Source organism: Streptomyces sp. NPDC017940, from assembly GCF_044328435.1.
Lineage (GTDB): Bacteria > Actinomycetota > Actinomycetes > Streptomycetales > Streptomycetaceae > Streptomyces.
The window spans coordinates 388,723-412,749 of record NZ_JBIRHJ010000005.1 but is presented as its reverse complement, the minus strand read 5'-3'; the positions used below and the strand labels follow the sequence as shown (position 1 = coordinate 412,749).

Here is a 24,027-nt window from a genome sequence, read left to right as displayed (position 1 = left end):
AGCGGTAGGCCAAACAGATCATGTGCTGTTTCCCCGGTGCGGTCACGCGGTGAGGCTCGGACGGACGACTTCCCCTCATCGGTCGACTTCTGCTCCTCTGGAGGCAAGCCCATGCGTAAGCACACGATCCTCGCCGCAGCCGCCCTCGCGGCCGTCACCGTCGCAGGCGGCACCAGCGCGGCCGTGGCCACCCCCGGCCCGGGTGGCGCGAGTGCGGTTGCCAAGGTGGCGAACTCTCCCGGAGTCCTGAGCGGCAACGCCGTCCAGGTCCCCGTCAACGTCGGTCTCAACGTCTGCGGCAACACCATCGACGTCATCGGTCTGCTCAACCCCGCGGCCGGCAACAAGTGCAAGAACAAGTGATCACCACCGCTCCGGCGTCCACCGTCAGGCCACGCCCCACCGCCTGACGCACATCATGTGCCTCGCCTGCGCGCAGCCGCGGAGGCGAGGCACATCGCGTCCACGCCCGGCCGGCGGGTTCGAGCCACGACCGGGCGTGCCGCCCACCGGACGAGTTCCGCCCCTCCCGAGGCGAGGTCCGCGCACGCGGGGGAGCTGTCGGGTGAGCCGCGTCTCACCTGCCCGGCGCCGCTTGTCTATGCAACTCGTTGCATAGAAGGATTCGGGTATGGCGCTTGAGCACGCGATTCTCGTCTCCCTGCTGGAGCAGCCGGGCTCCGGCTACGAGCTGGCCCGGCGGTTCGACCGGTCCATCGGCTACTTCTGGGCCGCCACCCACCAGCAGATCTACCGCGTTCTCAAGCGCATGGAGAGCGACGGCCTGATAGGCGCCCGCACGGTGGTGCAGCAGGACCGGCCCGACAAGAAGGAGTACTCCGTCGGGCCCCTCGGCAGAGCCGCGCTGTCCCAGTGGCTGCACGAGCCGATCGAACCCGAGAGCGTCCGGCACGAGCTGGCCGTGAAGATCCGCGGGGCGGCCTTCGACGATCCGGCCGCGCTGATCCAGGAGGTCGAGCGCCACCGCCGGACGCACGCCGACCGGCTCGCGCACTACCTGGCCGGTGAGCTGCGCGACTTCTCGGGACCCGAGGCTCCCGCACCCCTGGACGCCGGGCAGGAGCTCCAGCACGTCGTACTGCGCGGCGGCATCGCGTACGAGCGCATGACGCTCGCCTGGCTCGACGACGTGATCGCCACCCTCCGGCGCCTTGGCCCCGAGCGCTGACGAAGCCGTGCCCGGCCGTGAGCGGCCCTCCCCTTCGCTTCCCCGCTCTCCTCCCCTCTCTTCCCTCTCTTCCCTCTCTTTTCTTACTTCCCTTCCTCCCGAACCCGAGCCGGAAAGGCGAATCGCCATGGCCGACCCGTTGCTGTTCAACCCCACCACCTACGACCCGACGCACTTCGACCCCGAGACCCGCAGGCTGCTGCGCGCGACCGTGGACTGGTTCGAGGCGCGCGGCAAGCGCAAGCTGATCGAGGACTACCGTTCGCGTGCCTGGCTCGCGGACTTCCTCGCGTTCTCCGCCGAAGAGGGACTGTTCGCGACCTTCCTCACCCCGTCCGCGGAGACCGGTGGCGAAGGCGGCGCGGACAAGCGCTGGGACACCGCCCGCATCGCCGCCCTCAACGAGATCTTCGGCTTCTACGGGCTCGACTACTGGTACGCCTGGCAGGTCACGATCCTCGGTCTCGGCCCGGTGTGGCAGAGCGACAACGCCGCCGCCCGCGCCCGCGCCGCCGAGCTCCTCGCACAGGGGGAGGTGTTCGCCTTCGGCCTCTCCGAGAAGAGTCACGGCGCCGACATCTACTCCACCGACATGCTCCTCGAGCCCGACGGCGACGGCGGCTTCCTGGCCACGGGCTCCAAGTACTACATCGGCAACGGCAACGCCGCCGGGCTCGTCTCCGTCTTCGGCCGCCGCACCGACGTCGAGGGCCCCGACGGCTATGTCTTCTTCGCCGCCGACAGCCGCCACGCGTCGTACCACCTGGTCAAGAACGTCGTCGACTCGTCGAAGTACGTCAGTGAGTTCCGCCTGGAGAACTACCCGGTCCGGTCCGAGGACGTCCTGCACACCGGCCGTGCCGCGTTCGACGCCGCCCTGAACACCGTCAACGTCGGCAAGTTCAACCTCTGCACCGCCTCGATCGGCATCTGCGAGCACGCGATGTACGAGGCCGTCACCCACGCCCACAACCGCATACTCTACGGCCGCCCCGTCACCGCCTTCCCGCACGTGCGCCGGGAGCTGACCGACGCCTATGTGCGGCTCGTCGGGATGAAGCTGTTCAGCGACCGCGCCGTGGACTACTTCCGCTCGGCGGGCCCCGACGACCGCCGCTACCTCCTCTTCAACCCGATGACGAAGATGAAGGTGACCACGGAGGGCGAGAAGGTCATCGACCTGATGTGGGACGTCATCGCGGCCAAGGGCTTCGAGAAGGACACCTACTTCGCCCAGGCCGCCACCGAGATCCGCGGCCTGCCCAAGCTGGAGGGCACGGTCCACGTCAACCTCGCCCTGATCCTGAAGTTCATGGGCAACCACCTCCTGAACCCGGCCGAGTACGCGCCGGTTCCCACCCGCCTCGACGCGGCCGACGACGACTTCCTCTTCCGGCAGGGACCGGCCCGCGGGCTCGGCGCCATCCGCTTCCACGACTGGCGCACCGCCTTCGACGCGTACGCCGACGTGCCCAACGTGGCGCGCTTCCGCGAACAGGCCGACGCGCTGTGCACGCTGGTCACCACGGCCGCCCCCGACGAGAAGCAGAGCCGCGACCTGGACCTGCTCCTCGCCGTCGGCCAGCTGTTCGCGCTCGTCGTGCACGGCCAGCTGATCCTGGAGCAGGCCCGGCTGACGGACCTCGACGCGGACGTGCTCGACGAGCTCTTCGCCGTCCTCGTACGGGACTTCTCCGCGCACGCCGTCGAGCTGCACGGCAAGGACTCCGCCACCGCCGACCAGCAGAGCTGGGCCCTGGGAGCGGTCCGCCGCCCGGTTGTCGACGACGCCCGCTCGGCACGTGTCTGGGAGCGCGTGGAGGCGCTGTCCGGTACGTACGAGATGGCTCCGTAGCGACGCCCCGATTCCCGGGCCGTGCCCCGGAGTCCGGCCGGGAGGCCGCCGTACCGTCAGGGCACGGCGGCCTCCCGGCCGGTGGGTCAGTACACGTTCACGCCGTACGCGGTCAGGGCCTCGCGCACCGGCTGGTGGATCGCGGAGCCGTTGGTGCCCGTGCAGCCCGAGCTGCCGGAGTGGATGCCGAGGGCGACCGTGCCCGCGAAGTGGGCGCCGCCGCTGTCGCCACCGGCGGAGCAGGCGGTGGTGCGGACCATGCCGTGGACGGGCCCGTCACCGTAGTTGACCGTGACGTTGACGGCGGTCACCGAGCCGCTCGTCACCTTGGTGGTGGAGCCGCTCTTCTTGATCGCCTGGCCCACGACGGCGTTGGCGGCGGAGGAGATCTCCTGGTAGCTGCCGTTGTAGAGGTTGACGTTGCCCGCGGGCGAGGAGCCGTTGGTGTAGCGGACGATGCCGTAGTCGTTGGTGGGGAAGCTGGTGCCCTCGCGCACCCCGACGGCCGCGCCGCCGGAGGTGGCGGACCAGTTGGCGCTGAGGTTGGTGCAGTGCCCGGCCGTCACGAAGTACCGGGTGGTGCCCTTGGAGACGTTGAAGGCGGCCGAGCAGCGTGAACCGCCGCCGTAGATGGCGTCGCCGCCCGCCACCTCGCGCTTGAAGGTGCCGGGCACACGGCTGACGCGCGCCGCGCCGTCGAGGGAGTCGACGACGCGGTGCAGCCGGGCGAGGTCACGGGCCGACACCGACCGGTCGGCCTGCACGGCTATCTGGTTGGTGCGCGGGTCGACGCCCCAGGACGTGCCGGTTATCTTCGCGCGGGACTCCAGCGTGTCCATGGCGGCGGCGAGCTGGGCGGCGCTGCGCGACACCCGCTCGGGCGTCGCCCCGGCGGCGCGGACGCGCTCGGCGGCGGACTCGCTGGTGACGGTGACGACCAGCTTCCCGGTTCTGCGGTCGAGGTAGGTGCCCGCGCTGTCGTCGCCCAGCTGCCGCTCGACCCGCGCGTCGAGGGCGTTGGGGGCATCGGCGGCGGAGGGGGCGGGCGTCGGTTCGGCCTGCGCCCCGGCGGGGGCGGTGCCCAGGGCGAGGGATCCGGTGACGAGCAGGGCGGAAAGACCCAGACGCGTACAGAAAGTGCGTCTCATGTGGGGGGCTCCTTTGACGGTGACGTGATGTGGGACGTACCGCGGTACGTGGGGGACGTACCGAGCAAGGAAAGTGGCATGCTCGCGACAATCACGCAAGGGTCCGGGGCTCCTCTCGCGGGATCTTCCGGTCGGGAACCGCCCTCAGGGGTCGCTCGTTGAGGAGGGGGAAGGGCAGGGGGAGGGGCTCAGCCCGGCGCCTCCACTCCCAGGCGCTCGGTCAGGAAGGCGATGATCTCGTCGCGGGCCCGCACGGTGGGATGTCCCTCCCGGTCGACGAGATGGGCCGTGACCACGCTGTGGGCGCAGCCGACGACGTCGCGGAAGAAGGGCGGCGGGTCGGTGTTCGCCGTCCCGGCCGCCAGGACGCGGCCGTCGAAGGCGTCGCCGAGCAGCGCCCGGTAGGCCGCGAACCGCCGCCCCGTGCACCAGGTGTCGTTCTCGAAGCGGTAGGCGAGCACCTTCAGCCCGTCGCGCTCAACGCGTCCGGCCACGGCCGCGGCGTCGTCGGCGCCGATCTCCAGACCGGCGGGGTCGTCGAGGGGGAGGGAGGGATGGTTGACCACGGGAGCGACGACGGCGGGCTCAAGGGCCATGGTCAGGGCGAAGTTGCCGGTGAAGCAGAGCCCGACGGCGCCGACGCCGGGCCCGCCGCACTCGGTGTGCGCCAGCCGGGCGAGGCCGCGCAGCCAGGAGACGACGGGGCTCGTGCCGCCCCCGGCGAAGGCCCGGAACTCCGCGCTGACGCAGGCACGCCGGGCGACCCGCTCACCCGCGTCGGCGCCGGGGTACGCGCCGTCGACACCGAAGAGGGACGGCAGATAGACGCAGAGCCCCGCTCCGCGCAGCCAGCGTCCGAACCGCGCGACGTCGGGGCTGATCCCGGGCATCTCGGGCATGAGGACGACGGCGGGGCCCGAACCGGCGACGTACACGGTCTTGGTGACACCGCCGATGTCGACGACCCTCCGTACGAAGTCGTCCAAGGGATCGTCCCGGTCGTCCCGGCCGTCCCTGCCGTCCCGGTCGTCCTGATTGTCCCGGCCGTCCCGGTCGTCCCGCTCTTCCGGCAGATGGTCCCGCGGCTCTCGTGTGGTGGTCATGACCGAGAGGATGACGTCCGGACAGTGCCTCCGAAGAGGGTCGACATCGCCACGTAGGGCGGTAATATCGCCAGCCTTCCACAGGGCGGGGGAGCCGTATGAGTCCGTTGCGCGTCAGTGTCCTCGCCCATCCCGGCTGCTTCGCGTCGGAGGTGTTCGGCGTGCCCGACCTCCTTACCATGGCCACGCACGTGACCGCGGCGCAGGGCTCCCCCCAGCCGTCGTACGAGGTGTCGGTCGTCTCGCCCCGCCGACGGGTGGCCGCGTCCGGCGGCTCCCGCGTCGACGTCCGCGCGGTCCGCCCGGCGGACGTGCTGATCGTGCCGGGCTTCGAACTCTCCCCCGCACTGGACCTGGACGCGGCACTCGCGGGCCTCGCGCAGGAACGTGCGGTGATCCGCTCGCAGGCCGCCGCCGGGGCAGCCGTCGTGTCGATCTGTGTGGGAGCCTTCCTCGTGGCCGAGGCCGGGCTGCTCGGGGGACGGGAGGCCACGACGTCCTGGCTGTTCGCGGACCGGTTCGCCCGCAGGTACACCGATGTGCGCCTGCGCGCCGACAGCCTGGTCGTGACCGACGGCGGCGTGACGACCACGGCGGCGTTCAGCGCGATGTACGACTTCGCCCTGCGCCTGGTCCGTGAGCACGACGGCCCCGACGTCGCCCGCAGCACCGCGCGCATCGCGCTGGTGGACGACGCGCGCTCCACCCAGGCACCCTATGTCGACACGCGGCTGCTGCCCGCGGTGGGCCGGGGGTTCTCACTCGGCGTCAAGCGCCGGCTCGACCAGAACCTGGGGGACCGCTACGACCTGCCCGCCCTGGCCCGGGAGTTCCGGGTGAGTACGAGAACCATGCTCCGCCGCTTCGGGGACGAGGCGGGCGAGACACCGCTCGCCTATCTCCAGGGCGCGCGGGTGCGGCGGGCCAGACGTCTGCTGGAGACGACCGACAGGACCGTGGCGAGCATCGCCGCGGACGTCGGGTACCGCGACGCCGGGACGTTCAGCGGCATCTTCACCAGGCACACCGGCCGCAGGCCGGGCGAGTACCGCGCGGCGTTCCGCCCCGCCGACGACCGGTGAGCCCACCCTCCGCACGACCCGCTTCCGACCGCACCGCGCTCAGCCACTGAGGGCCTCACCGCGCACGGAAAGGAGCGCCGGGCCGGCGTGGCTGCGTACGGACAGCGCCTGCGGCTCGGCTACGCGCTCGCGCACTCCGGATGGCCCCAGCCCTGGGCGTTCTTCGCGATCTTGGTACCGGCCGCGTAGGTGCGCCCGCAGCCGCCGCACGTGCCCTTGAACTTCGCGGAGATCGTCCGGGAACCGGACCGGGCGCGAGCCGGGCCGGAACGGGTGGCGGGGCGGCTCTGCCGCGGCGCGCCGGACCCGGTCGCCGACTGCGCGGGCACCTCGGGGACGTCGCTCGCGCCGTGGGCCGTGCCGTCCGGTTCCTGGGACTGCGCGGCCTGGCTCGCGGCGTGGTCCGCGATCGCGTTCAGGGGGTCGCCGTCGACCTGGTGGGCGGGGACGTACACGAATTCGACGCTGCGGCCCTGGAGCCGTTCGTCAATGGCCTCGACGAGCTCCCGGTTGGCCACGGGCTTGCCGGCGGCGGTCTTCCAGCCCTTGCGCTTCCACCCGGGCAGCCATTCGGTGACCGCCTTCATCGCGTACTGCGAGTCCATGCGCACCTGGACCGGCACGCCCGGCTCGACGGCGTCGAGGAGCTGGTGGAGCGCGGTGAGCTCGGCGACGTTGTTCGTGGCCACGCCGAGCGGTCCGGCCTCCCAGCGCACGGGGACGCCGTCGGTGTCGGCAAGGACCCAGGCCCAGGCCGCGGGGCCGGGGTTGCCCTTGGACGCTCCGTCACATGCCGCGATCAACTGCTTCGTCATGTCCCCGATCATGCCAGGTGACCGGAGGCGGTCGCTCCGCGGTACGTCACCGGCGCAGGGCGGCAGGATCGCCGGGGGGGGGCGGATCGTGGGCGACCTCTCAGTCTGCGTGCGCGGCGCGGCTGTTGAACCCAGAATCAGCAAACTGGTCTACACCCTTGACTGGTATAGACCAAGAGGGTTGACTGCGCGCAATCCCACTCGCCCCAAGTGGCTCGCCGCCGCATCGAGGAGTGAAGAGAGTGAACGAGCGCAAGCACGCCCGTCCGGTGTACTCCCCACGCCACGACGTCCACCACGCGTCCACGCCTCCCGCCGCGGAGGCGAGGCGCTCCGGTGCACAGCGCCTGCGCCGAGGTGTCAGACGCCTGCGGCCGTTGTTCTCGTCAGCCGCGCTCGCGGGAGTCGCGGCGCTGCTCTTCGCCGCCGTCCCCGCGGCGCCCGCCGGTGCCGCGCCCGCCGCCGCGCCCAAGTCCGCGGCTCCGGCCTGCGCGACGGCCTGGAACTCCGGTGCCGTCTACACCAAGGACGCCACCGTGTCGCACGGCAACCACAACTGGCAGGCCAAGTGGTGGACGAAGGGCGAGACGCCCGGCTCCACCGGGCAGTGGGGCGTCTGGGCCGACAAGGGCGAGTGCGGCACCGGGAGCGGCAACCCCGACCCCTCGGGCTTCGTGGTGAGCAAGGCGCAGTTCGAGCAGATGTTCCCGAACAGGCAGCCCTTCTACACCTACGAGGGTCTGGTCGACGCGCTGAAGGCCTACCCGGGCTTCACCAAGACCGGCACCGAGGAGGTGCGCAAGCGCGAGGCCGCCGCCTTCCTCGCCAACGTCAGCCACGAGACGGGCGGACTCGTCCACGTCGTGGAACAGAACCAGGCCAACTACCCGCACTACTGCGACAAGAACCAGCCGTACGGCTGCCCGGCCGGGAACGCCGCCTACTACGGCCGCGGCCCGATCCAGCTGAGTTGGAACTTCAACTACAAGGCCGCCGGTGAGGCGCTCGGCATCGACCTCCTGAACAACCCCTGGCTGGTCGAGCGGGATCCGTCCGTGGCCTGGCAGACCGGCCTCTGGTACTGGAACACCCAGAAGGGCCCGGGCACCGTGACGGGCCACCAGGCGATCGTCGACGGCCACGGGTTCGGCGAGTCGATCCGCAGCATCAACGGCACCCTGGAGTGCAACGGCGGCAACCCGGCACAGGTGCAGAGCCGGATCAACCGCTTCCAGCAGTTCGTGCAGATACTCGGCACCACGCCGGGCGACAAGCTGAGCTGCTGACGTCCGGCACGAGCGACGGGGGGCGGCCGGGCCCGGGGGAAACCCCGGTCCCGGCCGTTCTGTCACGACCCGTACCCCCGGTGACCGGCGAACTCCCGACAACTCATGGCCGTAGGGCAGCTGTTCGGGCACTGGTCCATCGCTGTACCGTCTGGCACGACCGCACCGCCCGGCACGTCCGCCGACGGGGCAGCGGTCGGTGAGCCGTCGGCGGCGAGGAATGGAGCGACGCGATGACCAGCCCCCTGGACCGGGTCGACACGACGAAGGCGCACTCCGCGCGGGTGTACGACTACATCCTGGGCGGCAAGGACCACTACCTCGTCGACGTCGAGGCGGGCGACGCCATGTGCAGGCACTGGCCCTCGCTGCCCGTGCACATGCGGGAGAACCGGCGCTTCATGCACCGTGCCGGGCGCTTCCTCGCCGAGGAGAGGGGGATCCGGCAGTTCCTCGACATCGGCACCGGTCTGCCCACCGCCCCCAATCTGCACGAGGTGGTGCAGGAGGTGGCACCGGAGTCGCGCGTGGTGTACGTCGACAACGACCCCATCGTCCTCACCCACGCCCGCGCGTTGTTGCAGAGCACACCCCAGGGCGCCACCGCCTATGTGGACGCCGACATGCACGACCCCGACGCCATCCTGAACAGCCCCGAGTTCGCAGCGCTCCTCGACGTGGGCGAGCCCGTGGGCCTGATGATCATCGGCGTTCTGCACTTCATCCTGCCGCCCGACGACCGGCTTCTCGTCCAGCGCCTCCTCGACCCGCTCCCCGCGGGCAGCCATCTCGCGATGACCATCGGCACCGCGGACTTCGCCCCCGAGGAGGTCGGACGGGTGGCGCAGGAGTACGCGCGGCAGAACATGCCGATGGCCCTGCGCGACCTGCCGACCACCACCTCGTTCTTCGACGGCCTGGAACTCGTCGAGCCCGGCGTCACCCAGGTCCACAAGTGGCGGCCCGGCGCGGCCCAGCGCCGGACCGCCGACCGGGACATCGCCATGTACGGGGCGGTGGCGCGCAAGCCCTGACACCGCCGTCCGCCCCGGCAGGCCCCATCCCTCCCCGCACTCCCCGCTCCGGACGGAGCGGGGACCCCCCACAAGTGAAGGGACAGCAATGGTGCACTACATACGGCTGGGAATAGCCGGCACCGCGGTAGCCGTCGCCCTGACCGCGGCACCTGCGGCGAACGCCGTGTCCGCGTCGCAGTCGGCCGTGGAGAAGAAGACCTCCGCCGCCGTGACGCTCCGCTACGACGACAGCCGGGCCGCCGGCTGGGAGTCCGCGATCGCGGCCGGTGTCGCCTCGTGGAACAACAACGTCGACAACGTCAAACTCGTCGAGGCCGCTCCCGGTACCCGCGCCGAGATCCAGATCGTGGCCACCAGCGGCTGGCCGCAGGCCACGATCGGCCCGGTCCGCCCGGGCGGCCAGGCCAGGGTCGAACTCGGCAGCCAGGCGGTCACCCAGGGCCATGACAAGACCCGCATCGCCGCCCATGAGATCGGCCACAACCTGGGCCTGCCGGACACCAAGCCGGGACCGTGCTCCCAGCTGATGTCGGGTTCGAGCGCCGGCACCAGCTGCAAGAACGCGGTGCCGAACGCGGCCGAGCAGGCCCGGGTCGAGCGCGCCTACGCGGGTGGCGCCGCGTCCCGCACGCCCGCCGACGGCCGCGTGCTGGTGGACGCCCGCTAGTCCGCCGGGCGACCGCTGTGCGACGGTGCCTGACCGTGACGCGCGGTCAGGCACCCACACGCCCGCCCGCGGGGCGTGAAAGGCGGGCGGCGCTGAGCCGGTGGGGTGGCTCGCGCCCGAACGGGCGTCCGTGTGGCCTACGGAGCCGTGTTTCGGTGCGGAGCAGGGGGAACACGGCCCGTATGCCGATTCTCAGGAAATTCGCCCGGCCGATGCTGGCCTCCGTATTCGTCACCAGCGGTGTCAACCACCTGCGGGCACCGGAGCATGTCGCGCCCGCCGCCGAGTCCGTCGCGGTGCCGCTGGCCAAACGGGTGCCCGGATTGCCCGAGGATCCCACGGAGCTGGTGCGGATCAACGCGATGGTGCAGGTGGGAGCGGGGCTGCTGCTGTCCATCGGGCGCTTTCCGCGCCTGTCGGCGCTGGCCCTCGCGGGCTCCCTCGTACCGACCACGCTGGCCGGGCACGCGTGGTGGAAGGAGGAGGACGAGGAGAAGCGGGCCGCGCAGCGCATCCACTTCATGAAGAACCTCTCCCTCGTCGGCGGCCTGCTCATCGCCGCGGCCGACACGCACGGCAAGCCCTCCCTTGCCTACCGCACCCGGCACGCCGCCCGCGACGCGAGCCGCGCCACCCGTCACCGGGCCCACGATTCCGCCGCCGCGGTCCGCACGACGGCCGCGTCGGTGCGCGACCACCTCCCCACCACCTGACCCCACCACCCGACGGCACGTGGCCCGGCGCGCGACATGCGCGCCGGGCCATCGGCGTCTTCGGTGGTGGCGGCGCGAGGACGGCGGTTCCGAAGCGGCCACGCGCCCCAGTCGCTACGGTGTGCGCAGCCGGACACGGAGCGAAAACCGTCCGCAAAATTGACATGTATGCGTCATATATCGCGGTGCGGAGGGGGAGCGGTGAGGTACCAGCAGGTACCTGCCGTTCACATGTGGCGTTGCTCGCCCCCGCCCAGGCTCGTTGAGCTGATCAGGGGAGCCCCCGGAAGACGAACGGAGACGTCGCTGTGCACATGACCGACATCCAGCGTTGCGAGGTGCGGCCCGGCCTGCTCGTCGAGTGGACACTCCACCCGGCGACCGTCGAGGCCGCGGCCGACCTGCCCGACGATCCCCGACCACCCGCGTATTTGCAGGAGTCGCACATCAGGACCGCCCGGTCCGTACGCGAGAGCGGCCAGTTCGTGCCCACGTGGCTCGGAACCTCGTTCGACATCCCCGGCCTCGTCGACCTCGACGTGCTGCAAGGGGCCCTGCGGAGCTGGACCCTGCGCCACGAGACGCTGCGCAGCGGCTTCCGCTGGGCCGGTGAGGACATCCGCCGGTTCACCCTCGAAGCCGACGCGGTGGCCCTGTGGCGCGAGGTGATCGGCGACTTCACCGACGCGGAAACGCTCGTGCGGTACCTCCAGGACCGCTTCGACGCCGCGGCGGACGCGTTGACCTGGCCCAACTTCATCTACGCCGCGGTCGTCCGGGACGACTGCACGAGCGTGTACATGGCTTTCGACCACAGCAACGTCGACTCGTACTCGATCCTGCGCATCCCCGCGGAGATCCACGAGCTGTACGCGGCGGGCATCGAGGCCCGCGTCGTCGAGCAGGCCCCGATCAGCAGTTACATCGACTTCTGCGAGATCGAGAGGGAGAGCGCCGACCAGGTCGACGGCACACACGCGATCATCTCCCGCTGGCGGGAATTCATCCGGCGATGCGACGGCAGGCTGCCGCCGTTCCCCGTCGACCTCGGCCTGGAGCCCGGCGGAAAGCTTCCTCCGCAGAAGCTCATGCAGGAACGGCTCGTGGACGCCGAGGACGCCGCGGCGTTCGAGGCCTACTGCCGCCCCTACGGCGGCAGCATGACCGGCATCCTGGCCGCGACGAGCCTCATCGTCCACGAGATCGGCGGGCAGCCCGTCTACCGCACGGTCGTGCCGTTCCACACCCGGGCGAAATCGCAGTGGCAGGACTCCGTGGGGTGGTACGTCGGCGGCGCGCCGGTCGAGATCCCCACGGCGCAGTCGCCCGACTTCCAGAGCGTCCTGGAGATGGTGCGCGCCGCCCTGCGCGCCAACAGGCCACTGGCCCGCATGCCCATCGCACGCGTCCTGCGCCTGCTCGGCGCGGACTTCCGTCCGACCTCACCGGATCCGTGCTCGATCGTCTCGTACGTCGACACCCGCGGCATCGTGGGATCCGAACGCTGGGACGAACTGAAGGCGTACGGCCTGATCAGGGTGTCGTACGGCGACCAGGTGTGCGTATGGGTCAACCGGCTGCACGCGGGCCTGCAACTGGGGTGCCGCTACCCGGACACCGACGTCGCGTACAAGAACATGCGGCTGTACGTCGAACAGCTGCGGGAGACCATCGTCTCGGTGGCGCGGGCCGGAGCCGCCAAAGTGCCGGTGCAGTCGTCCGTCTGAGGTTGCTCCGTCCGGGGTCCGTTCGAGGCCCGTTCGCGGCGCTGTCGGCTCGGAGGTCCCCGCGGAAGCGCAGCCGGTCTCCAGGCCAGGCCCGAAGGGCGATCGCCCGACTGGCGGGCCCCCGGGGGATTGTGCGGGCCGCGCGAGAGTGCCTCGGGTCGCGCCGGGTACTCGGGGCACGCCCTTCAGTGACGGGGGCACGCCCTGAGTACTCGGGGCACGCCCTCGGCGAGAACCGCGACAGAGAGGACATGGTCATGGCAGCCCATGCCGAAACCGGTGACGTCACCGGTACGCAGGACAAGGACTACAACCTGGTCTGGTACGTCGAGTCGTGCCTCAGCAACGTGCTGCGACTGGAGAGCTACATCCAGGACGCGGAGCGCGAGAAGGACACCGAGCTCGTCGAGCTGTTCCGCAAGGCGCAAGCCGACAGCCGCAAGGGCGCCGACCTGGGCAAGAAGCTGCTGCGTGCCCGGCTGAGCGACTGACCGGTCGACGCTCGACAGCCGGAGGCCCTCACGACGCCGATGCCGACGCCGACGCCGATGCCCGATGTCGACGCGACACCGACGCACCGACGTCGTGAGAGGCCCCCGGCAACCACCGCGACAGCCCCGTAGAAGGGCACATCCACCATGAGCCGACCCGCAGGGCGGGCGCGGTCCGCACCGTCGGGCGACGCCCGCGACCCCGGTGAATCAGTGCGGCCACAACCGCGGACGCGCAGGTCGCTGCTCGTGTGCGCACTGCTCGGAGCGGCCGGAATGGCGGCGGTCGACGAGATCGTCTTCCACCAGATCCTGCACTGGCACCACTTCTACGACCGTTCCAGCAACGACGTGAGCCTGCTCTCCGACGGCCTGTTGCACACCGCCGAACTCCTCGGCCTCGTCGCGGGCTTCTTCCTCCTCGCGGATCTGCGCCGCCGCCGCGCCCTGTCCACCGCGCACGCGTGGGCCGGGTTCTTCCTGGGCCTCGGCGCCTTCCAGCTCTTCGACGGCCTCGTGGACCACAAGCTCCTCCGCCTGCACCAGATCCGCTACGGCGTGGACGTCACCCCCTACGACCTGGCATGGAACGCGGCCGGAGCGCTCCTGCTCGCGACCGGCACCGTCCTGGCACTCCGGGCGCACCGCCGTACCCGGGGGCGACCGCGGCGGACCCCGTGACGTCGGCGCACATCCATCCCGCGCCCGCCGGCGCGGGCACGGCGGGCCCGGTCGTCACCGTGGCCGTGCTCCTCGTGGCCGCCGCCTATCTGCTGGCCGCGTCCCGGCTGCGGCGCCGGGGGGACCGCTGGCCCTGGCCGCGGGACGTGTCCTTCGCCGCCGGGAGCGCGGCGATCCTGTGGGCCGTGCTCGGAGCCCTGCCGGGCGGGCCGTTCACCGTGCACAGCGCACGGCATCTGACCGTCGCCATGGCCGCGCCCCTCCTGCTGGTCCTCGCCCGCCCCCTGACCCTGGCCCTGCGCGCCCTGCCGCCGGGCCGGGCGCGGAGAGCCCTGCTCACGGTGCTGCACGTACGGCCCGCGCGATGGCTGCTGTTCCCTCCGCTCGCGGCGCTCCTCGACGTCGGAGGCCTGTGGGCGCTGTACCGCACACCGCTGTTCGCCGCGGCCGACAGGCCCGTGACGCACGCGTTGGTGCAGGTGCACACCCTGGCCGCCGGTCTCCTGTTCACCTTCGCCGTGTGTCAGCTCGACCCCGTGCGCCACAGGTGGGGAACGGCCCTGCGCGGAGCGACCCTGCTCGCCGCGGGTGCCGCCCACGCCGTCCTCGCCAAGGGCCTGTACGCCACCCCGCCGCCCGGCACCGCCTTCACCACGGCCGACCTGCGCACCGGCGCCCAACTCATGTACTACGGCGGCGACCTCGTGGAGGTCGGCCTCGCCGTCACCCTGGCCGTGCGCTGGTACGTCGCGGGAAGCCGCCCGGCGGGGCGACCCCGCGCCGTGCCAGGTGGCCACGACCGACGAGGTGCGGGCGAGCGCGACCCCTCCGCGCTCGCCCGCGTACCGGCCACGCACGGGGGCCGCCCCGCGGGATCGGGCCCGCGGCCCGCTGGGTTCACCGACCGTGCCCCGGAAGGAACTCCTGGACCTTGGCCTTGATGCCCTGGCGCACCATGGCCGCGCGGTCGCTGTCGCCCTTGAGGACGGCTGCCGCCGCGGCCTCGATCTGGTCGAGTGAGGCGTGCGGGGGAATGGGCGGCACGGCCGGGTCGGTGCGGAAGTCGAGGACGAAGGGCCGGTCGGCGGTCAGCGCCGCCTCCCAGGCGCCCCGGACGGCCTCCGGTGTCTCCACCCGCATGCCATCCAGGCCGAGCGAGCGCGCGAACTCCGCGTAGGCCACGTCCGGCAGCGCCTGCGAGGGCAGGAACTGCGGGGCGCCCGACATCGCGCGCATCTCCCAGGTGACCTGGTTGAGGTCCTGGTTGTTGAGGACCGCCACCACCAGACGCGGATCGGCCCACTCCTTCCAGTACTTCGCCACCGTGATCAGTTCGGCCATGCCGTTCATCTGCATCGCGCCGTCACCGACGAGTGCGATGGCCGGACGGTCGCCGTGCGCGAACTTGGCGCCGATCACGTACGGCACACCCGGCCCCATGGTGGCGAGCGTGCCGGAGAGCGAGCCGCGCATCGCACCCCGCAACCGCAGATGGCGCGCGTACCAGTTGGCGGCCGAACCGGAGTCCGCGGCCAGGATCACATCGTCGGGGAGCAGGTCGTTCAGGGCGTGGACGACGTGCTCGGGGTTGACCGGGTCGGCGTCCACGGCGGCACGCCGCTCCATGACCTGCCACCAGCGGGCCGTGTTCTTCTCGATCGTCCTGCGCCAGCTGTCGTCCTTGGCCGGACGCAGCTGCGGCAGCAGCCGACGCAGCGTCTCGCGCGCGTCGCCGACCAGATTGATCTCGAAGGGGTAGCGCAGCCCCACCATGTGCGGATCGATGTCGATCTGCACCGCACGCGCCTGGTCGAACTCGGGCAGGAACTGGGTGTACGGGAAGCTGGACCCGACCACCAGCAGGGTGTCGCAGTCCCGCATCAGCTCGTACGACGGCCGGGTGCCGAGGAGGCCGATGGACCCGGTGACATAGGGCAGGTCGTCGTCGAGCACGTCCTTGCCGAGCAGTGCCTTGGCCACACCCGCGCCGAGCAGCTCGGCGAGCTCCATGACTTCCGCACGGGCACCGCGCGCCCCCTGCCCGACGAGGACGGCCACCTTCTCACCGGAGTTGAGGAGGTCGGCGGCGCGCTCGATGTCGGGGTCGGCCGGCACCGGCGCGTACCGGGACATGCCCAGGCTGGACGGGACCATCTTGAACGCGTGCTCGGGGGCGGAGTAGTCGAGTTCCTGCACATCACCGGGGATGATCACGGCCGTCACCGTGCGGCGGGCCATGGCGGTGCGCATGGCCCGGTCGAGCACGTTCGGCAGTTGCTCGGGGACCGTGACCATCTCGCAGAAGTCGGACGCGACGTCCTTGTACAGGCTCACCAGGTCGACCTCCTGCTGGTACGAGCCGCCCATGGCGCTGCGGGCGGTCTGCCCGACGATGGCGACGACCGGCACGTGGTCGAGCTTCGCGTCGTACAGGCCGTTCAGGAGATGGATGGCCCCCGGGCCCGATGTGGCCGCGCACACGCCGACCTTCCCGGAGAACTTGGCGTAGCCCACGGCCTCGAAGGCGGACATCTCCTCGTGCCGGGACTGGACGAACCGCGGCTTGTTGTCGGCCCGGCCCCACGCGGCGAGCAGTCCGTTGATGCCGTCACCGGGATAGGCGAAGACGTACTCCACCTCCCACGCGCGCAGACGTTCAAGGACGTGGTCGGAGACCTTCATCGACATGTGCTGAGCTCCTTCGGGTCGTACGCGGGCCGTCGGTCGGGGGCCCGGCCACCCGAGTACCCGTGCTCGTGGCGTCCAAGGGGGCTCCTTTCGGGGGACCCGGTGCCCGGTACCTGGCGTTCGGGGTACGGGGGCCAGGGCCCGGCGGTGGGGCGGGGGAGCCGGAGCCCGCGCAAGTGCTGGCTAAGGGGTTACGTAAAGTAGCCACATGTCAAAGGACACGCTGACCGTGGACGAGGACGGCTGGCCGGACGTGTCCGGTGACACGGCGCTCACCATCAGGCTCCCGGAGGCCGACCCGCTGGTCCGTGCCGGGTCTCCCGCCCATGTGACCGTGCTCTACCCCTTCCTGCACGAGAGCCGTATCGACGACGGCGTCCACCGTGAGCTCACCGACCTGTTCGGCGGCCACGACGCCTTCACGCTCACGCTCGGCGCGTTCGGCCGCTATCCCGGCGTGCTGTACCTGGACCCGTGGCCGCACGATCCGGTCAAGGCCCTCCAGAAGGACCTCGCGCGGCGCTGGCCCGACGCGCTGCCCTACCGGGGGATCTTCGGCGCGGGACTCGACCCCCATGTGACGGTCGCGAACAGCGAGGGCCCCACGACCCAGGACGCCGCGTACGACGCCCTCGAGGCCGAACTCGCCCCCCCCTGCTGCCGCTGACCTGCCCGGTGGATGCGGTCCACCTCGTCGCCCGGGACGGTACGCGGTGGCAGGAGCGGACCGCGTACCCGCTCCACCGGGCAGGTCACCCGGTCACAAGGTGCGTTCGATGCGGTCGGCCATGAGCTTCACGAACCGGGCGGGGTCGCCCGGCGTGCCGCCCTCGGCGAGCAGGGCCATGTCGTAGAGGAGTTCGGCGGTCTCCGCGAGGCCGTCGTCGTCGGGGCGCTCGGCGCGTGCCGTGTTGAGCCCGCCGACCAGAGCGTGCGACGGGTTGAGTTCCAGGATGCGCTTGGTGTGCGGCAAGGACTGGCCCATGGCGCGGTACATGCTCTCCAGGGCAGGCGTCACGTCATGGGTGTCGGAGACCAGGCAGGCGGGGGACACCGTGAGGCGCGAGGACAGGCGCACCTCCTTGACGTTCTCCTTCAGGTGCTCCGTCATCCAGGTCAACAGGTCCGCGAACTGCTCCTGGTGCTGCTTGCGCTCCTTCTCCGCCTCCTGCTTCTCCTCCTCCGTGCCGAGGTCCACCTCGCCCTTGGCGACGGAGCGCAGCTGCTTGCCGTCGTACGCGGGCACGGAGTCCACCCACACCTCGTCGACGGGGTCGGTGAGCAGCAGCACCTCGATGCCCTTGGCCCGGAACGTCTCCATGTGCGGAGAGTTCTCCAGGGCCTGCCGCGACTCACCGGTGAGGTAGAAGATGTGCTCCTGCCCCTCCGGCATGCGCTCCACGTACTGGCGCAGCGTGGTGGGCGCGTCCTCGTCGTGCGTGGTGGCGAAGGACGACACCTCAAGGAGTGTGTCGCGGTTCTCGTAGTCGCCGATCAGACCTTCCTTGACGACGGCGCCGAACTCCCGCCAGAAGGTGGCGTACCGCTCCGGGTCCTTGGTCCGCAGGTCCTTGACGGTGGCCAGGACCTTTTTCGCCAGGCGGCGGTTCATCAGCTGGATCTGCCGGTCCTGCTGGAGCATCTCGCGGGACACGTTGAGCGACAGGTCCTGGGCGTCCACGACGCCCTTGACGAAGCGGAGGTAGGACGGCATCAGCGCGTCGCAGTCCTCCATGATGAAGACCCGCTTCACATACAGCTGTACGCCGCGCTTGTAGCCCTGGTTGAACAGGTCGTGCGGAGCGTGGGAGGGCAGGAAGAGCAGCGCCTGGTACTCGAAGGTGCCTTCGGCCTGGAGGCGGATGGTCTCCAGGGGGTCGTGCCAGTCGTGGCTGATGTGCTTGTACAGCTCGTGGTACTCCTCGTCGGTCACCTCGTCGCGCGACCGCGCCCACAGCGCCTTCATCGAGTTGAGGGTCTCGGGGGCGGCGGGAGCCTCCGCCTCCTCGGCGGTGGTGCCCTCCTCGCCGGTGCCGTCGGTGTCCGCGTCGGCGCGGGGCTCGGGGGCCATGCGGACGGGCCAGGTGATGAAGTCCGAGTACCGCTTGACGATCTCCCTGATCTTCCAGGGCGCGGCGTAGTCGTAGAGCCGGTCCTCGGCGTCCTCCGGCTTGAGGTGCAGGGTGACCGCGGTGCCCTGCGGCGCGTCGTCGACCGTCTCGATGGTGTACGTGCCCTCGCCGGTGGAGGTCCAGCGGGTGCCCTGGCTCTCGCCCGCGCGCCGGGTCACCAGCGTGACCTCGTCGGCGACCATGAAGCTCGCGTAGAACCCGACGCCGAACTGGCCGATGAGCCCTTCGGCCGACGAGGCGTCCTCGGCCTCCTTGAGTTCCTTCAGGAACTGCGCCGTACCGGAGTTGGCGATGGTCCCGATGAGCTGGACCACCTCCTCGCGCGACATGCCGATGCCGTTGTCGCGCACGGTCAGCGTGCGGGCCGCGCTGTCGGCCTCGATGTCGATGTGCAGGTCGGAGATGTCCGCGTCGAGGGAGCTGTCGCGGAGGGCCGCGAGCCGGATCTTGTCCAGTGCGTCGGAGGCATTGGAGATGAGCTCGCGGAGGAAGACGTCCTTGTTCGAGTAGATCGAGTGAATCATCAAGTGCAGAAGCTGGCGGGCCTCCACCTGAAACTCGAACGTCTCGGTCGTCTCAGTCGGCATAGTCCGTGAATCCTTCTCAGATCACCAATGGCGGCAACTACTCGAAGAAACTTTAGATGAGCTGGTCGGGCTGTGGGGAAGGCACTGGACGATGTCACCGCCCCGCGCAGCCCGCCGACACCGCTGACACCGCCGACGCCCTCGGCCGCTCCGGCCGCGACGGGAGACCGAAAGGCCTCCGGCCGACGGAAGCGCCGTCCGGAAGACCGACATGCCTCCGGCCGACCGGACGGATCCGGTCGGCCGGAGGCGGCGGCCGTGCGCTCAGCGCGCCAGGTGCTTGATCTTCTCGAACGGATAACCGGCCACGACCACCACGACCAGACCGTACGCCGCGACGACGAGCAGCTCGGCGGTGCCGATCGCCCGGTCGCCGTCGGCGAGCAGGACCCTGACGATCGGCACCAGCGGCGCGAGGCTGAGGATCGCCGCGCCGGTGCACCAGTGCGCGACGAGCTGGTTGGCCCTCGCCCGCAGCGCGGGGTCGCGCTTGACCTCGTCCGGTACGTCGTACCCGATGCTGCGGTCGCAGACCTGACCGCGACGGCCGACGCGGGCGGCGAGCAGGGTGACCACCGAGAGGAGGACGAAGCAGCAGATGATGAAGACATAAGCCATGAGAGCGCGGACCCCGGATGTCGATGTGCGTGCGACGCCTAGCGGATGTACTTGATGATGAACGCGGCCACCATGGCGACGGCCTTGTTCTTGACCCAGCCCGGCAGGAACTTCCAGACCACACCGCCGATCTCGCCGCCCAGGCAGCCGATGATGGCGTTCTTGACGTAGGTGCCCCTGCCGGAGAACTTGCCGTCGGCGACGTCGCTGAGCACCGAGGTGGGAATGCTCGCCACGGCGCCCTTGGCGCACCAGGCGGCGGCGCCGATGGCCACGGCGGCGATCGGGAAGGCCCGCGGTCGGATCTCGCCGTCGGCGCCGCCCTCGTTCATGGCGCGGGTCAGCTCGGCCATCGCCTCGGGACCCATGCCGTCCTCGATGAAGCGCCGCTGCTCCGCGGTCAGCTCGGGCATCCCCTCGGCGGCCGAGGCCACCGTCCTCGCGGCGCGGGACTCGGCGGCGTGGGCGGCCAGGGCCGGGGCGGCGCCCGCGAACAGGGCACTGGCGGTGAGTGCGGCCACGCCCACCAGCGAGGCACGGCGGATCGCGGGGTGGCGCTGCTGTGTCGTCATCACTTGGGTCTCCCCCTGCCGCACCGTCGGTACGGGCGGCGTCGTCACGGTCGTCACGGCGGGCGGGATGTGCTCGCCGGCGGCGGCCACCGCCTGGTCCTGGCGTCGTGGCCGGGAACCATGCTGGCCGGGACGCCCCCCTGCCCGTAACCGTCCACCGGCCCCCTCCGGGTGGAGGGCCCCGGGCGTCTCCGGCGCCGGACCGGGCCTCACCGCGGCAGCACCGCCCGTACCGAGAAGCCGCCGTCCGCGGTCGGGCGTGCGGTGACGCTGCCGCCCACCAGGGCCACGCGTTCGTGCAGTCCGGCGAGGCCGTGGCCCCCGGCGGGCAGGGCGGGCGCGGACCGGTCGGCGGTCGGCGGCCCGTTGCTGACCTCGACGACGAGCGCGCGCTCCCCTTCCGGCGCGAGGACGGAGACCTGCACCGGTGCCCCGGGCGCGTGCTTGCGTACGTTGTTGAGGGCTTCCTGCACGACGCGGAAGGCACACGCCTCCAGGGCGGGGTCCCAGCCGGACCCGGGCGCCACGGCGATGTGCACGCTGACGTCGAGCAGGCTCTCGGCGGTGAGCCCGTGCAGGTCGGTGAGGCGGGTCCGGCCTGCCGCGGCCGCCGCCGCGGGATCGGCGCCGCGCAGGACGCCCACCATGTCCCGGAGTTCCTCCAGGGCCCGCACGCTGTGCTCGCGCACCACCTCGATGTCCGCCCGTCGCTCCGCGTCGGACTCGGTGGCGCTGAGCACCCCGGACTGCACGGCGATGATGCCGACGTGGTGCGAGACGGTGTCGTGCATGTCGCGCGCCAGGCGGGATCGCTCCCGTGCCACCGCCCGCTGGGCCTCAAGACGCCGCTCCCTGTCCTGGGAGGCCGCCAGGTCCGCCAGGCGGTCCTTGAGCTCGTCGCGCGTGGCCAGGAGGCGGCCGAGGACGATCGGTCCGAGGCTCAGCAGCCCCGCGCCCTCGATCATGGTGAGGACCTCGGGCCGTGAGTGGTCGAGGAGCGCGGCCGGCGGCCACGGAACGAGCGCGGCGACGAACAGCAGCGCCCCGCAGCCCGCGATCACCCGGTGCGACGCCCGGCAGGCCACCACGAACATGGCGAGCATGGCGGGGAGCCACAGGTATTCGGTGACGGTGGCGGGCAGCGTCGCCGCGAGGGTGCTCAGCGGGAAGCGGCGGCGCAGGGGTAGGGCGAGCAGAGCGACCGAGCAGACGGCGAGGCCGAGGGGACCGAAGGTCCCGGCGACGGTCAGGAGCTCGGCACAGGCGAGCAGTGCCACGCCACGTTCGGCGGTGCGGCGGTCGAACCTCATCGGTCGGCGGCGTCCCCGGCGAGCGGGTCCGCAGGCACAAGCCCGAGGCGGTGGGCGTGCACGGCGGCCTGCACGCGGTTGCTGACCCCCAGTTTCACCAGGAGGGCACTGACGTGGTCCTTGACGGTGGTGGTGCCGATGAAGAGGCGGTGCCCGATCTCCGCGTTGGAGAGGCCGGCGGTGAGCAGTTCGAGCACGTCCTGCTCACGGCCGGTCAGCTCGGGAGCGGGGGAGCCCGCTCGGGACGCGGCCGTCGCCGGGCCCGGTGCGCCGGTGCCCGCGTAGTGGCGTACGACCGTGCGGGCGAGGCGGGGCGCGAGCACGCTGCCGCCCCGCGCCAACTCCTTGATCGCGTAATCCAGTTGCGCCGGGGGAGTGTCCTTGAGCAGGAAGCCCGCCGCCCCGCCGCGCAGGGCGGCGGACAGGTGCTCCTCGGCGTCGAAGGTGGTCAGGAGGGCGACGGCGGGCGGCGTGGGCAGCGCCCGCAGGTCGGCGAGGACCGTCAGGCCGTCCCGGTCCGGCATCCGCAGGTCGAGCAGCACCACGTCGGGGCGGTGCAGCAGAGCCTGGTCCGCGGCCGCCGCCCCCGAGCAGCCGGCGACCGCCTCGACGCCGTCGAAGGTCTGCAAAATGCGCCGCAGCCCCTCCCGGACCAGGTTCTCGTCGTCCACCACCATCACCCGCACGACTGCTCGCTGCACTTGCTCGGCCCCCTTGTTCACGTACAAGAAACCCCAGCATAACGGTACGTTTTTACGCGGATTTTAGGGTGGCCGCCGGGTCAGGTGTCCTTCGGCATCCCGGTCCAGTACTTGATCCGCGCCAGCAGATGGTCGGGGTCGACCGGTTTCGTGACGTAGTCCGAGGCTCCCGCGGTCATCGCCTTCTCCCGGTCGCCCTTCAGAGCCTTGGCGGTCAGGGCGATGATGGGCAGCCGCGCGTACTGCGGCATCGCGCGGATCGCCGACATGGTCGCGTAGCCGTCCATCTCCGGAATCATGATCTCCATGAGGACGATCGCGACATCCTCGTGCCTGCCGAGGATCTCGAGGCCCTCCTGACCGTTCTCCCCGTAGAGCACCGTGAGGCCGTGCTGTTCCAGGCTCACCGTCAGGGCGAAGACGGTGCGGATGTCGTCGTCGACGATCAGTACCTTCTCCCCGTCGAAGCGGGGCGGCGTCCGCCCCGCGCGGGCCGTCGCCGCGGGCGCCGCGGACAGCGGGGGAAGGAACTCCGAAGGACCGTCGAACGACGGCACCGACACGTGCGGCGGCTGATCGAGCGAGTGCAGCGGCAGATACAGCGTGAACGTGGAGCCGTGCCCTGGTTCGCTCACCGCGTGGATCTCGCCGCCGAGCACGCGCGCGACCTCCCGGCTGATCGCGAGCCCGAGGCCCGTACCGCCGTACTTGCGGCTCGTCGTGCCGTCCAGCTGCTGGAACGCCTCGAAGATCGACCGCATCTTGTCGGCGGGGATGCCGATGCCGCTGTCGGACACCGAGAACGCGATCAGGCCGTCCTGCGGGGAGTGCAGCGAACCGGCCTCCCGCAGCTGCTCCCGGATCGCGTCGGGCACATCGGCCCCGCCGGGCAGGACGGAGAGCCGCACCGCCCCGCTGTCGGTGAACTTCACCGCGTTGGACAGGAGGTTGCGCAGCACCTGCAACACCCGGCTCTCGTCGGTGTGCAGCGTGGCGGGCAGCTCCGAGGACAGGCGTACGGAGAAGCCGAGCCCCTTCTCCTCGGTCAGCGGCCGGAAGGTGGCCTCCACGTAGTCCACGAGTCGCACGAGCGCGATCCGGGTGGCGCTGACGTCCATCTTGCCCGCCTCGACCCGCGACAGATCGAGGATGTCACTGATGAGCTGGAGCAGGTCCGAGCCCGCGCCGTGGATCGTCTCGGCGAACTCCACCTGCCGGGGCGTCAGATTGCCCTCGGCGTTGTCGGCGAGGAGCTTGGCGAGGATCAGCAGCGAGTTCAGGGGCGAACGCAACTCGTACGACATGTTCCCGAAGAACTCGGACTTGTAGCGCATCGAGACCACCAGCTGCTCGGCGCGTTCCTCAAGGACCTGCCGGGCCTCCTCGATCTCGGTGTTCTTGATCTCGATGTCGCGGTTCTGCCGCGCGAGCAGCTCCGCCTTGTGCTCCAGCTCGGTGTTGGACGCCTGTAGCGCCTGCTGCGAGGCCTCCAGTTCGGCCGAACGCTGCTGGAGTTGAGCGGTCAGCTCCTGGGACGCGCTCAGCATCTGCTCCGTACGCTGCTGCGCGGTGATCTCGTCGCGGCTGAACTCGATGAGGCGGACGACGGCTTCGGGGATGTCGGC

Annotated in this window: 22 protein-coding genes and 1 pseudogene; 13 read left to right on the top strand and 10 right to left on the bottom strand. The window is 71.1% G+C overall.

The genetic code is table 11. The features are described from left to right. The first annotated feature begins 111 nt into the window (after nucleotides 1-111). The 3 genes from ACH4DX_RS19875 to ACH4DX_RS19865 all read left to right on the top strand — a co-directional run bounded on the left by ACH4DX_RS19875 (nucleotide 112) and on the right by ACH4DX_RS19865 (nucleotide 3,044). Nucleotides 112-363, top strand: coding sequence for a chaplin (locus tag ACH4DX_RS19875; protein ID WP_398156066.1), 252 nt, complete (start codon nucleotides 112-114; stop codon nucleotides 361-363). A gap of 268 nt (nucleotides 364-631) precedes the next feature. Next, nucleotides 632-1,189 carry a PadR family transcriptional regulator gene (locus ACH4DX_RS19870; RefSeq protein WP_398156065.1) on the top strand — a complete coding sequence of 186 codons (558 nt, stop codon included), beginning with the start codon at nucleotides 632-634 and terminating at the stop codon, nucleotides 1,187-1,189. A 127-nt stretch (nucleotides 1,190-1,316) separates the two neighbouring features. Next, nucleotides 1,317-3,044, top strand: coding sequence for an acyl-CoA dehydrogenase family protein (locus ACH4DX_RS19865; protein WP_398156064.1), 1,728 nt, complete (start codon nucleotides 1,317-1,319; stop codon nucleotides 3,042-3,044). Between the two features lie 86 nt (nucleotides 3,045-3,130). Here the strand turns inward: ACH4DX_RS19865 and ACH4DX_RS19860 are convergent, their stop codons facing one another. Continuing rightward, entirely contained in the window at nucleotides 3,131-4,192 is a 1,062-nt protein-coding gene (locus ACH4DX_RS19860; RefSeq protein ID WP_398156063.1) for a S1 family peptidase, read from the bottom strand. Between the two features lie 188 nt (nucleotides 4,193-4,380). Beyond that, the gene (locus ACH4DX_RS19855; protein ID WP_398156062.1) at nucleotides 4,381-5,295 is read right to left on the bottom strand and encodes a dienelactone hydrolase family protein; all 915 of its coding nucleotides are present in this window, start codon (nucleotides 5,293-5,295) and stop codon (nucleotides 4,381-4,383) included. Between the two features lie 98 nt (nucleotides 5,296-5,393). Between ACH4DX_RS19855 and ACH4DX_RS19850 the strand changes: the two genes are divergently transcribed. Continuing rightward, complete coding sequence (locus tag ACH4DX_RS19850) at nucleotides 5,394-6,377, top strand: GlxA family transcriptional regulator (protein WP_398156061.1); 984 nt, start codon at nucleotides 5,394-5,396, stop codon at nucleotides 6,375-6,377. A gap of 119 nt (nucleotides 6,378-6,496) precedes the next feature. Here ACH4DX_RS19850 and ACH4DX_RS19845 read toward each other — a convergent pair whose 3' ends face one another. Next, nucleotides 6,497-7,204: a ribonuclease H gene (locus ACH4DX_RS19845; protein ID WP_398122331.1), complete on the bottom strand. Its 708-nt coding sequence runs from the start codon at nucleotides 7,202-7,204 to the stop codon at nucleotides 6,497-6,499. A 356-nt stretch (nucleotides 7,205-7,560) separates the two neighbouring features. Here ACH4DX_RS19845 and ACH4DX_RS19840 point away from each other — a divergent pair, with 356 nt between their 5' ends. From ACH4DX_RS19840 to ACH4DX_RS19805, 8 genes are all read left to right on the top strand, one after another. Then, nucleotides 7,561-8,478: a glycoside hydrolase family 19 protein gene (locus tag ACH4DX_RS19840; protein ID WP_398122428.1), complete on the top strand. Its 918-nt coding sequence runs from the start codon at nucleotides 7,561-7,563 to the stop codon at nucleotides 8,476-8,478. A 233-nt stretch (nucleotides 8,479-8,711) separates the two neighbouring features. Beyond that, nucleotides 8,712-9,512 (top strand): SAM-dependent methyltransferase, encoded by an 801-nt coding sequence (locus ACH4DX_RS19835; protein ID WP_398122332.1) that lies wholly within the window; start codon nucleotides 8,712-8,714, stop codon nucleotides 9,510-9,512. 88 nt (nucleotides 9,513-9,600) lie between these two features. Beyond that, a complete protein-coding gene (locus ACH4DX_RS19830; protein WP_398122333.1) occupies nucleotides 9,601-10,182 on the top strand; it encodes a snapalysin family zinc-dependent metalloprotease in 582 nt (193 codons plus the stop codon). Nucleotides 10,183-10,364: 182 nt separating this feature from the next. Then, entirely contained in the window at nucleotides 10,365-10,895 is a 531-nt protein-coding gene (locus tag ACH4DX_RS19825; RefSeq protein WP_398156060.1) for a DoxX family protein, read from the top strand. Between the two features lie 314 nt (nucleotides 10,896-11,209). Continuing rightward, nucleotides 11,210-12,622 (top strand): condensation domain-containing protein, encoded by a 1,413-nt coding sequence (locus ACH4DX_RS19820; protein WP_398156059.1) that lies wholly within the window; start codon nucleotides 11,210-11,212, stop codon nucleotides 12,620-12,622. A gap of 257 nt (nucleotides 12,623-12,879) precedes the next feature. Continuing rightward, complete coding sequence (locus tag ACH4DX_RS19815) at nucleotides 12,880-13,113, top strand: hypothetical protein (RefSeq protein ID WP_398122336.1); 234 nt, start codon at nucleotides 12,880-12,882, stop codon at nucleotides 13,111-13,113. Between the two features lie 276 nt (nucleotides 13,114-13,389). Next, entirely contained in the window at nucleotides 13,390-13,794 is a 405-nt protein-coding gene (locus ACH4DX_RS19810) for a DUF2243 domain-containing protein (RefSeq protein WP_398122429.1), read from the top strand. Beyond that, complete coding sequence (locus ACH4DX_RS19805; RefSeq protein WP_398156058.1) at nucleotides 13,791-14,735, top strand: cytochrome c oxidase assembly protein; 945 nt, start codon at nucleotides 13,791-13,793, stop codon at nucleotides 14,733-14,735. The genes ACH4DX_RS19810 and ACH4DX_RS19805 overlap by 4 nt, the downstream gene beginning before the upstream one ends. Here ACH4DX_RS19805 and ACH4DX_RS19800 read toward each other — a convergent pair. Next, nucleotides 14,692-16,482, bottom strand: a complete 1,791-nt coding sequence (locus tag ACH4DX_RS19800; protein ID WP_398122338.1) for a thiamine pyrophosphate-requiring protein — start codon at nucleotides 16,480-16,482, stop codon at nucleotides 14,692-14,694. The two genes, ACH4DX_RS19805 and ACH4DX_RS19800, sit on opposite strands and share 44 nt — an antisense overlap. 208 nt (nucleotides 16,483-16,690) lie before the next feature. Here ACH4DX_RS19800 and ACH4DX_RS19795 point away from each other — a divergent pair, with 208 nt between their 5' ends. Then, nucleotides 16,691-17,149 carry a 2'-5' RNA ligase family protein gene (locus ACH4DX_RS19795; RefSeq protein ID WP_398156057.1) on the top strand — a complete coding sequence of 153 codons (459 nt, stop codon included), beginning with the start codon at nucleotides 16,691-16,693 and terminating at the stop codon, nucleotides 17,147-17,149. A 93-nt stretch (nucleotides 17,150-17,242) separates the two neighbouring features. Here ACH4DX_RS19795 and htpG read toward each other — a convergent pair whose 3' ends face one another. The 6 genes and pseudogenes from htpG to ACH4DX_RS19765 form a co-directional block, all read right to left on the bottom strand. Further along, nucleotides 17,243-19,201, bottom strand: a complete 1,959-nt coding sequence (htpG, locus tag ACH4DX_RS19790) for a molecular chaperone HtpG (protein ID WP_398122340.1) — start codon at nucleotides 19,199-19,201, stop codon at nucleotides 17,243-17,245. Nucleotides 19,202-19,465: 264 nt separating this feature from the next. Further along, a complete protein-coding gene (locus tag ACH4DX_RS19785) occupies nucleotides 19,466-19,819 on the bottom strand; it encodes a hypothetical protein (RefSeq protein ID WP_398156056.1) in 354 nt (117 codons plus the stop codon). A gap of 38 nt (nucleotides 19,820-19,857) precedes the next feature. Then, complete coding sequence (locus tag ACH4DX_RS19780; protein WP_398156055.1) at nucleotides 19,858-20,481, bottom strand: hypothetical protein; 624 nt, start codon at nucleotides 20,479-20,481, stop codon at nucleotides 19,858-19,860. A gap of 119 nt (nucleotides 20,482-20,600) precedes the next feature. Next, a complete protein-coding gene (locus ACH4DX_RS19775) occupies nucleotides 20,601-21,701 on the bottom strand; it encodes a sensor histidine kinase (protein WP_398156054.1) in 1,101 nt (366 codons plus the stop codon). Beyond that, a complete protein-coding gene (locus ACH4DX_RS19770; protein WP_398156227.1) occupies nucleotides 21,698-22,378 on the bottom strand; it encodes a response regulator in 681 nt (226 codons plus the stop codon). The genes ACH4DX_RS19775 and ACH4DX_RS19770 overlap by 4 nt, the downstream gene beginning before the upstream one ends. 104 nt (nucleotides 22,379-22,482) lie before the next feature. Then, nucleotides 22,483-24,024: pseudogene (locus tag ACH4DX_RS19765) on the bottom strand (hybrid sensor histidine kinase/response regulator); the annotation flags it as partial. Nucleotides 24,025-24,027: the final 3 nt, after the last annotated feature.

Bases quoted from the DNA above. Each gene is read 5' to 3' on its own strand.
- ACH4DX_RS19875 (WP_398156066.1), top strand. From the start codon at position 112: ATGCGTAAGCACACGATCCTCGCCGCAGCCGCCCTCGCGGCCGTCACC.
- ACH4DX_RS19870 (WP_398156065.1), top strand. From the start codon at position 632: ATGGCGCTTGAGCACGCGATTCTCGTCTCCCTGCTGGAGCAGCCGGGC.
- ACH4DX_RS19865 (WP_398156064.1), top strand. From the start codon at position 1,317: ATGGCCGACCCGTTGCTGTTCAACCCCACCACCTACGACCCGACGCAC.
- ACH4DX_RS19860 (WP_398156063.1), bottom strand. From the start codon at position 4,192: ATGAGACGCACTTTCTGTACGCGTCTGGGTCTTTCCGCCCTGCTCGTC.
- ACH4DX_RS19855 (WP_398156062.1), bottom strand. From the start codon at position 5,295: ATGACCACCACACGAGAGCCGCGGGACCATCTGCCGGAAGAGCGGGAC.
- ACH4DX_RS19850 (WP_398156061.1), top strand. From the start codon at position 5,394: ATGAGTCCGTTGCGCGTCAGTGTCCTCGCCCATCCCGGCTGCTTCGCG.
- ACH4DX_RS19845 (WP_398122331.1), bottom strand. From the start codon at position 7,204: ATGATCGGGGACATGACGAAGCAGTTGATCGCGGCATGTGACGGAGCG.
- ACH4DX_RS19835 (WP_398122332.1), top strand. From the start codon at position 8,712: ATGACCAGCCCCCTGGACCGGGTCGACACGACGAAGGCGCACTCCGCG.
- ACH4DX_RS19830 (WP_398122333.1), top strand. From the start codon at position 9,601: ATGGTGCACTACATACGGCTGGGAATAGCCGGCACCGCGGTAGCCGTC.
- ACH4DX_RS19825 (WP_398156060.1), top strand. From the start codon at position 10,365: ATGCCGATTCTCAGGAAATTCGCCCGGCCGATGCTGGCCTCCGTATTC.
- ACH4DX_RS19820 (WP_398156059.1), top strand. From the start codon at position 11,210: ATGACCGACATCCAGCGTTGCGAGGTGCGGCCCGGCCTGCTCGTCGAG.
- ACH4DX_RS19815 (WP_398122336.1), top strand. From the start codon at position 12,880: ATGGCAGCCCATGCCGAAACCGGTGACGTCACCGGTACGCAGGACAAG.
- ACH4DX_RS19810 (WP_398122429.1), top strand. From the start codon at position 13,390: ATGGCGGCGGTCGACGAGATCGTCTTCCACCAGATCCTGCACTGGCAC.
- ACH4DX_RS19800 (WP_398122338.1), bottom strand. From the start codon at position 16,482: ATGTCGATGAAGGTCTCCGACCACGTCCTTGAACGTCTGCGCGCGTGG.
- ACH4DX_RS19795 (WP_398156057.1), top strand. From the start codon at position 16,691: ATGTCAAAGGACACGCTGACCGTGGACGAGGACGGCTGGCCGGACGTG.
- htpG (WP_398122340.1), bottom strand. From the start codon at position 19,201: ATGCCGACTGAGACGACCGAGACGTTCGAGTTTCAGGTGGAGGCCCGC.
- ACH4DX_RS19785 (WP_398156056.1), bottom strand. From the start codon at position 19,819: ATGGCTTATGTCTTCATCATCTGCTGCTTCGTCCTCCTCTCGGTGGTC.
- ACH4DX_RS19775 (WP_398156054.1), bottom strand. From the start codon at position 21,701: ATGAGGTTCGACCGCCGCACCGCCGAACGTGGCGTGGCACTGCTCGCC.
- ACH4DX_RS19770 (WP_398156227.1), bottom strand. From the start codon at position 22,378: ATGGTGGTGGACGACGAGAACCTGGTCCGGGAGGGGCTGCGGCGCATT.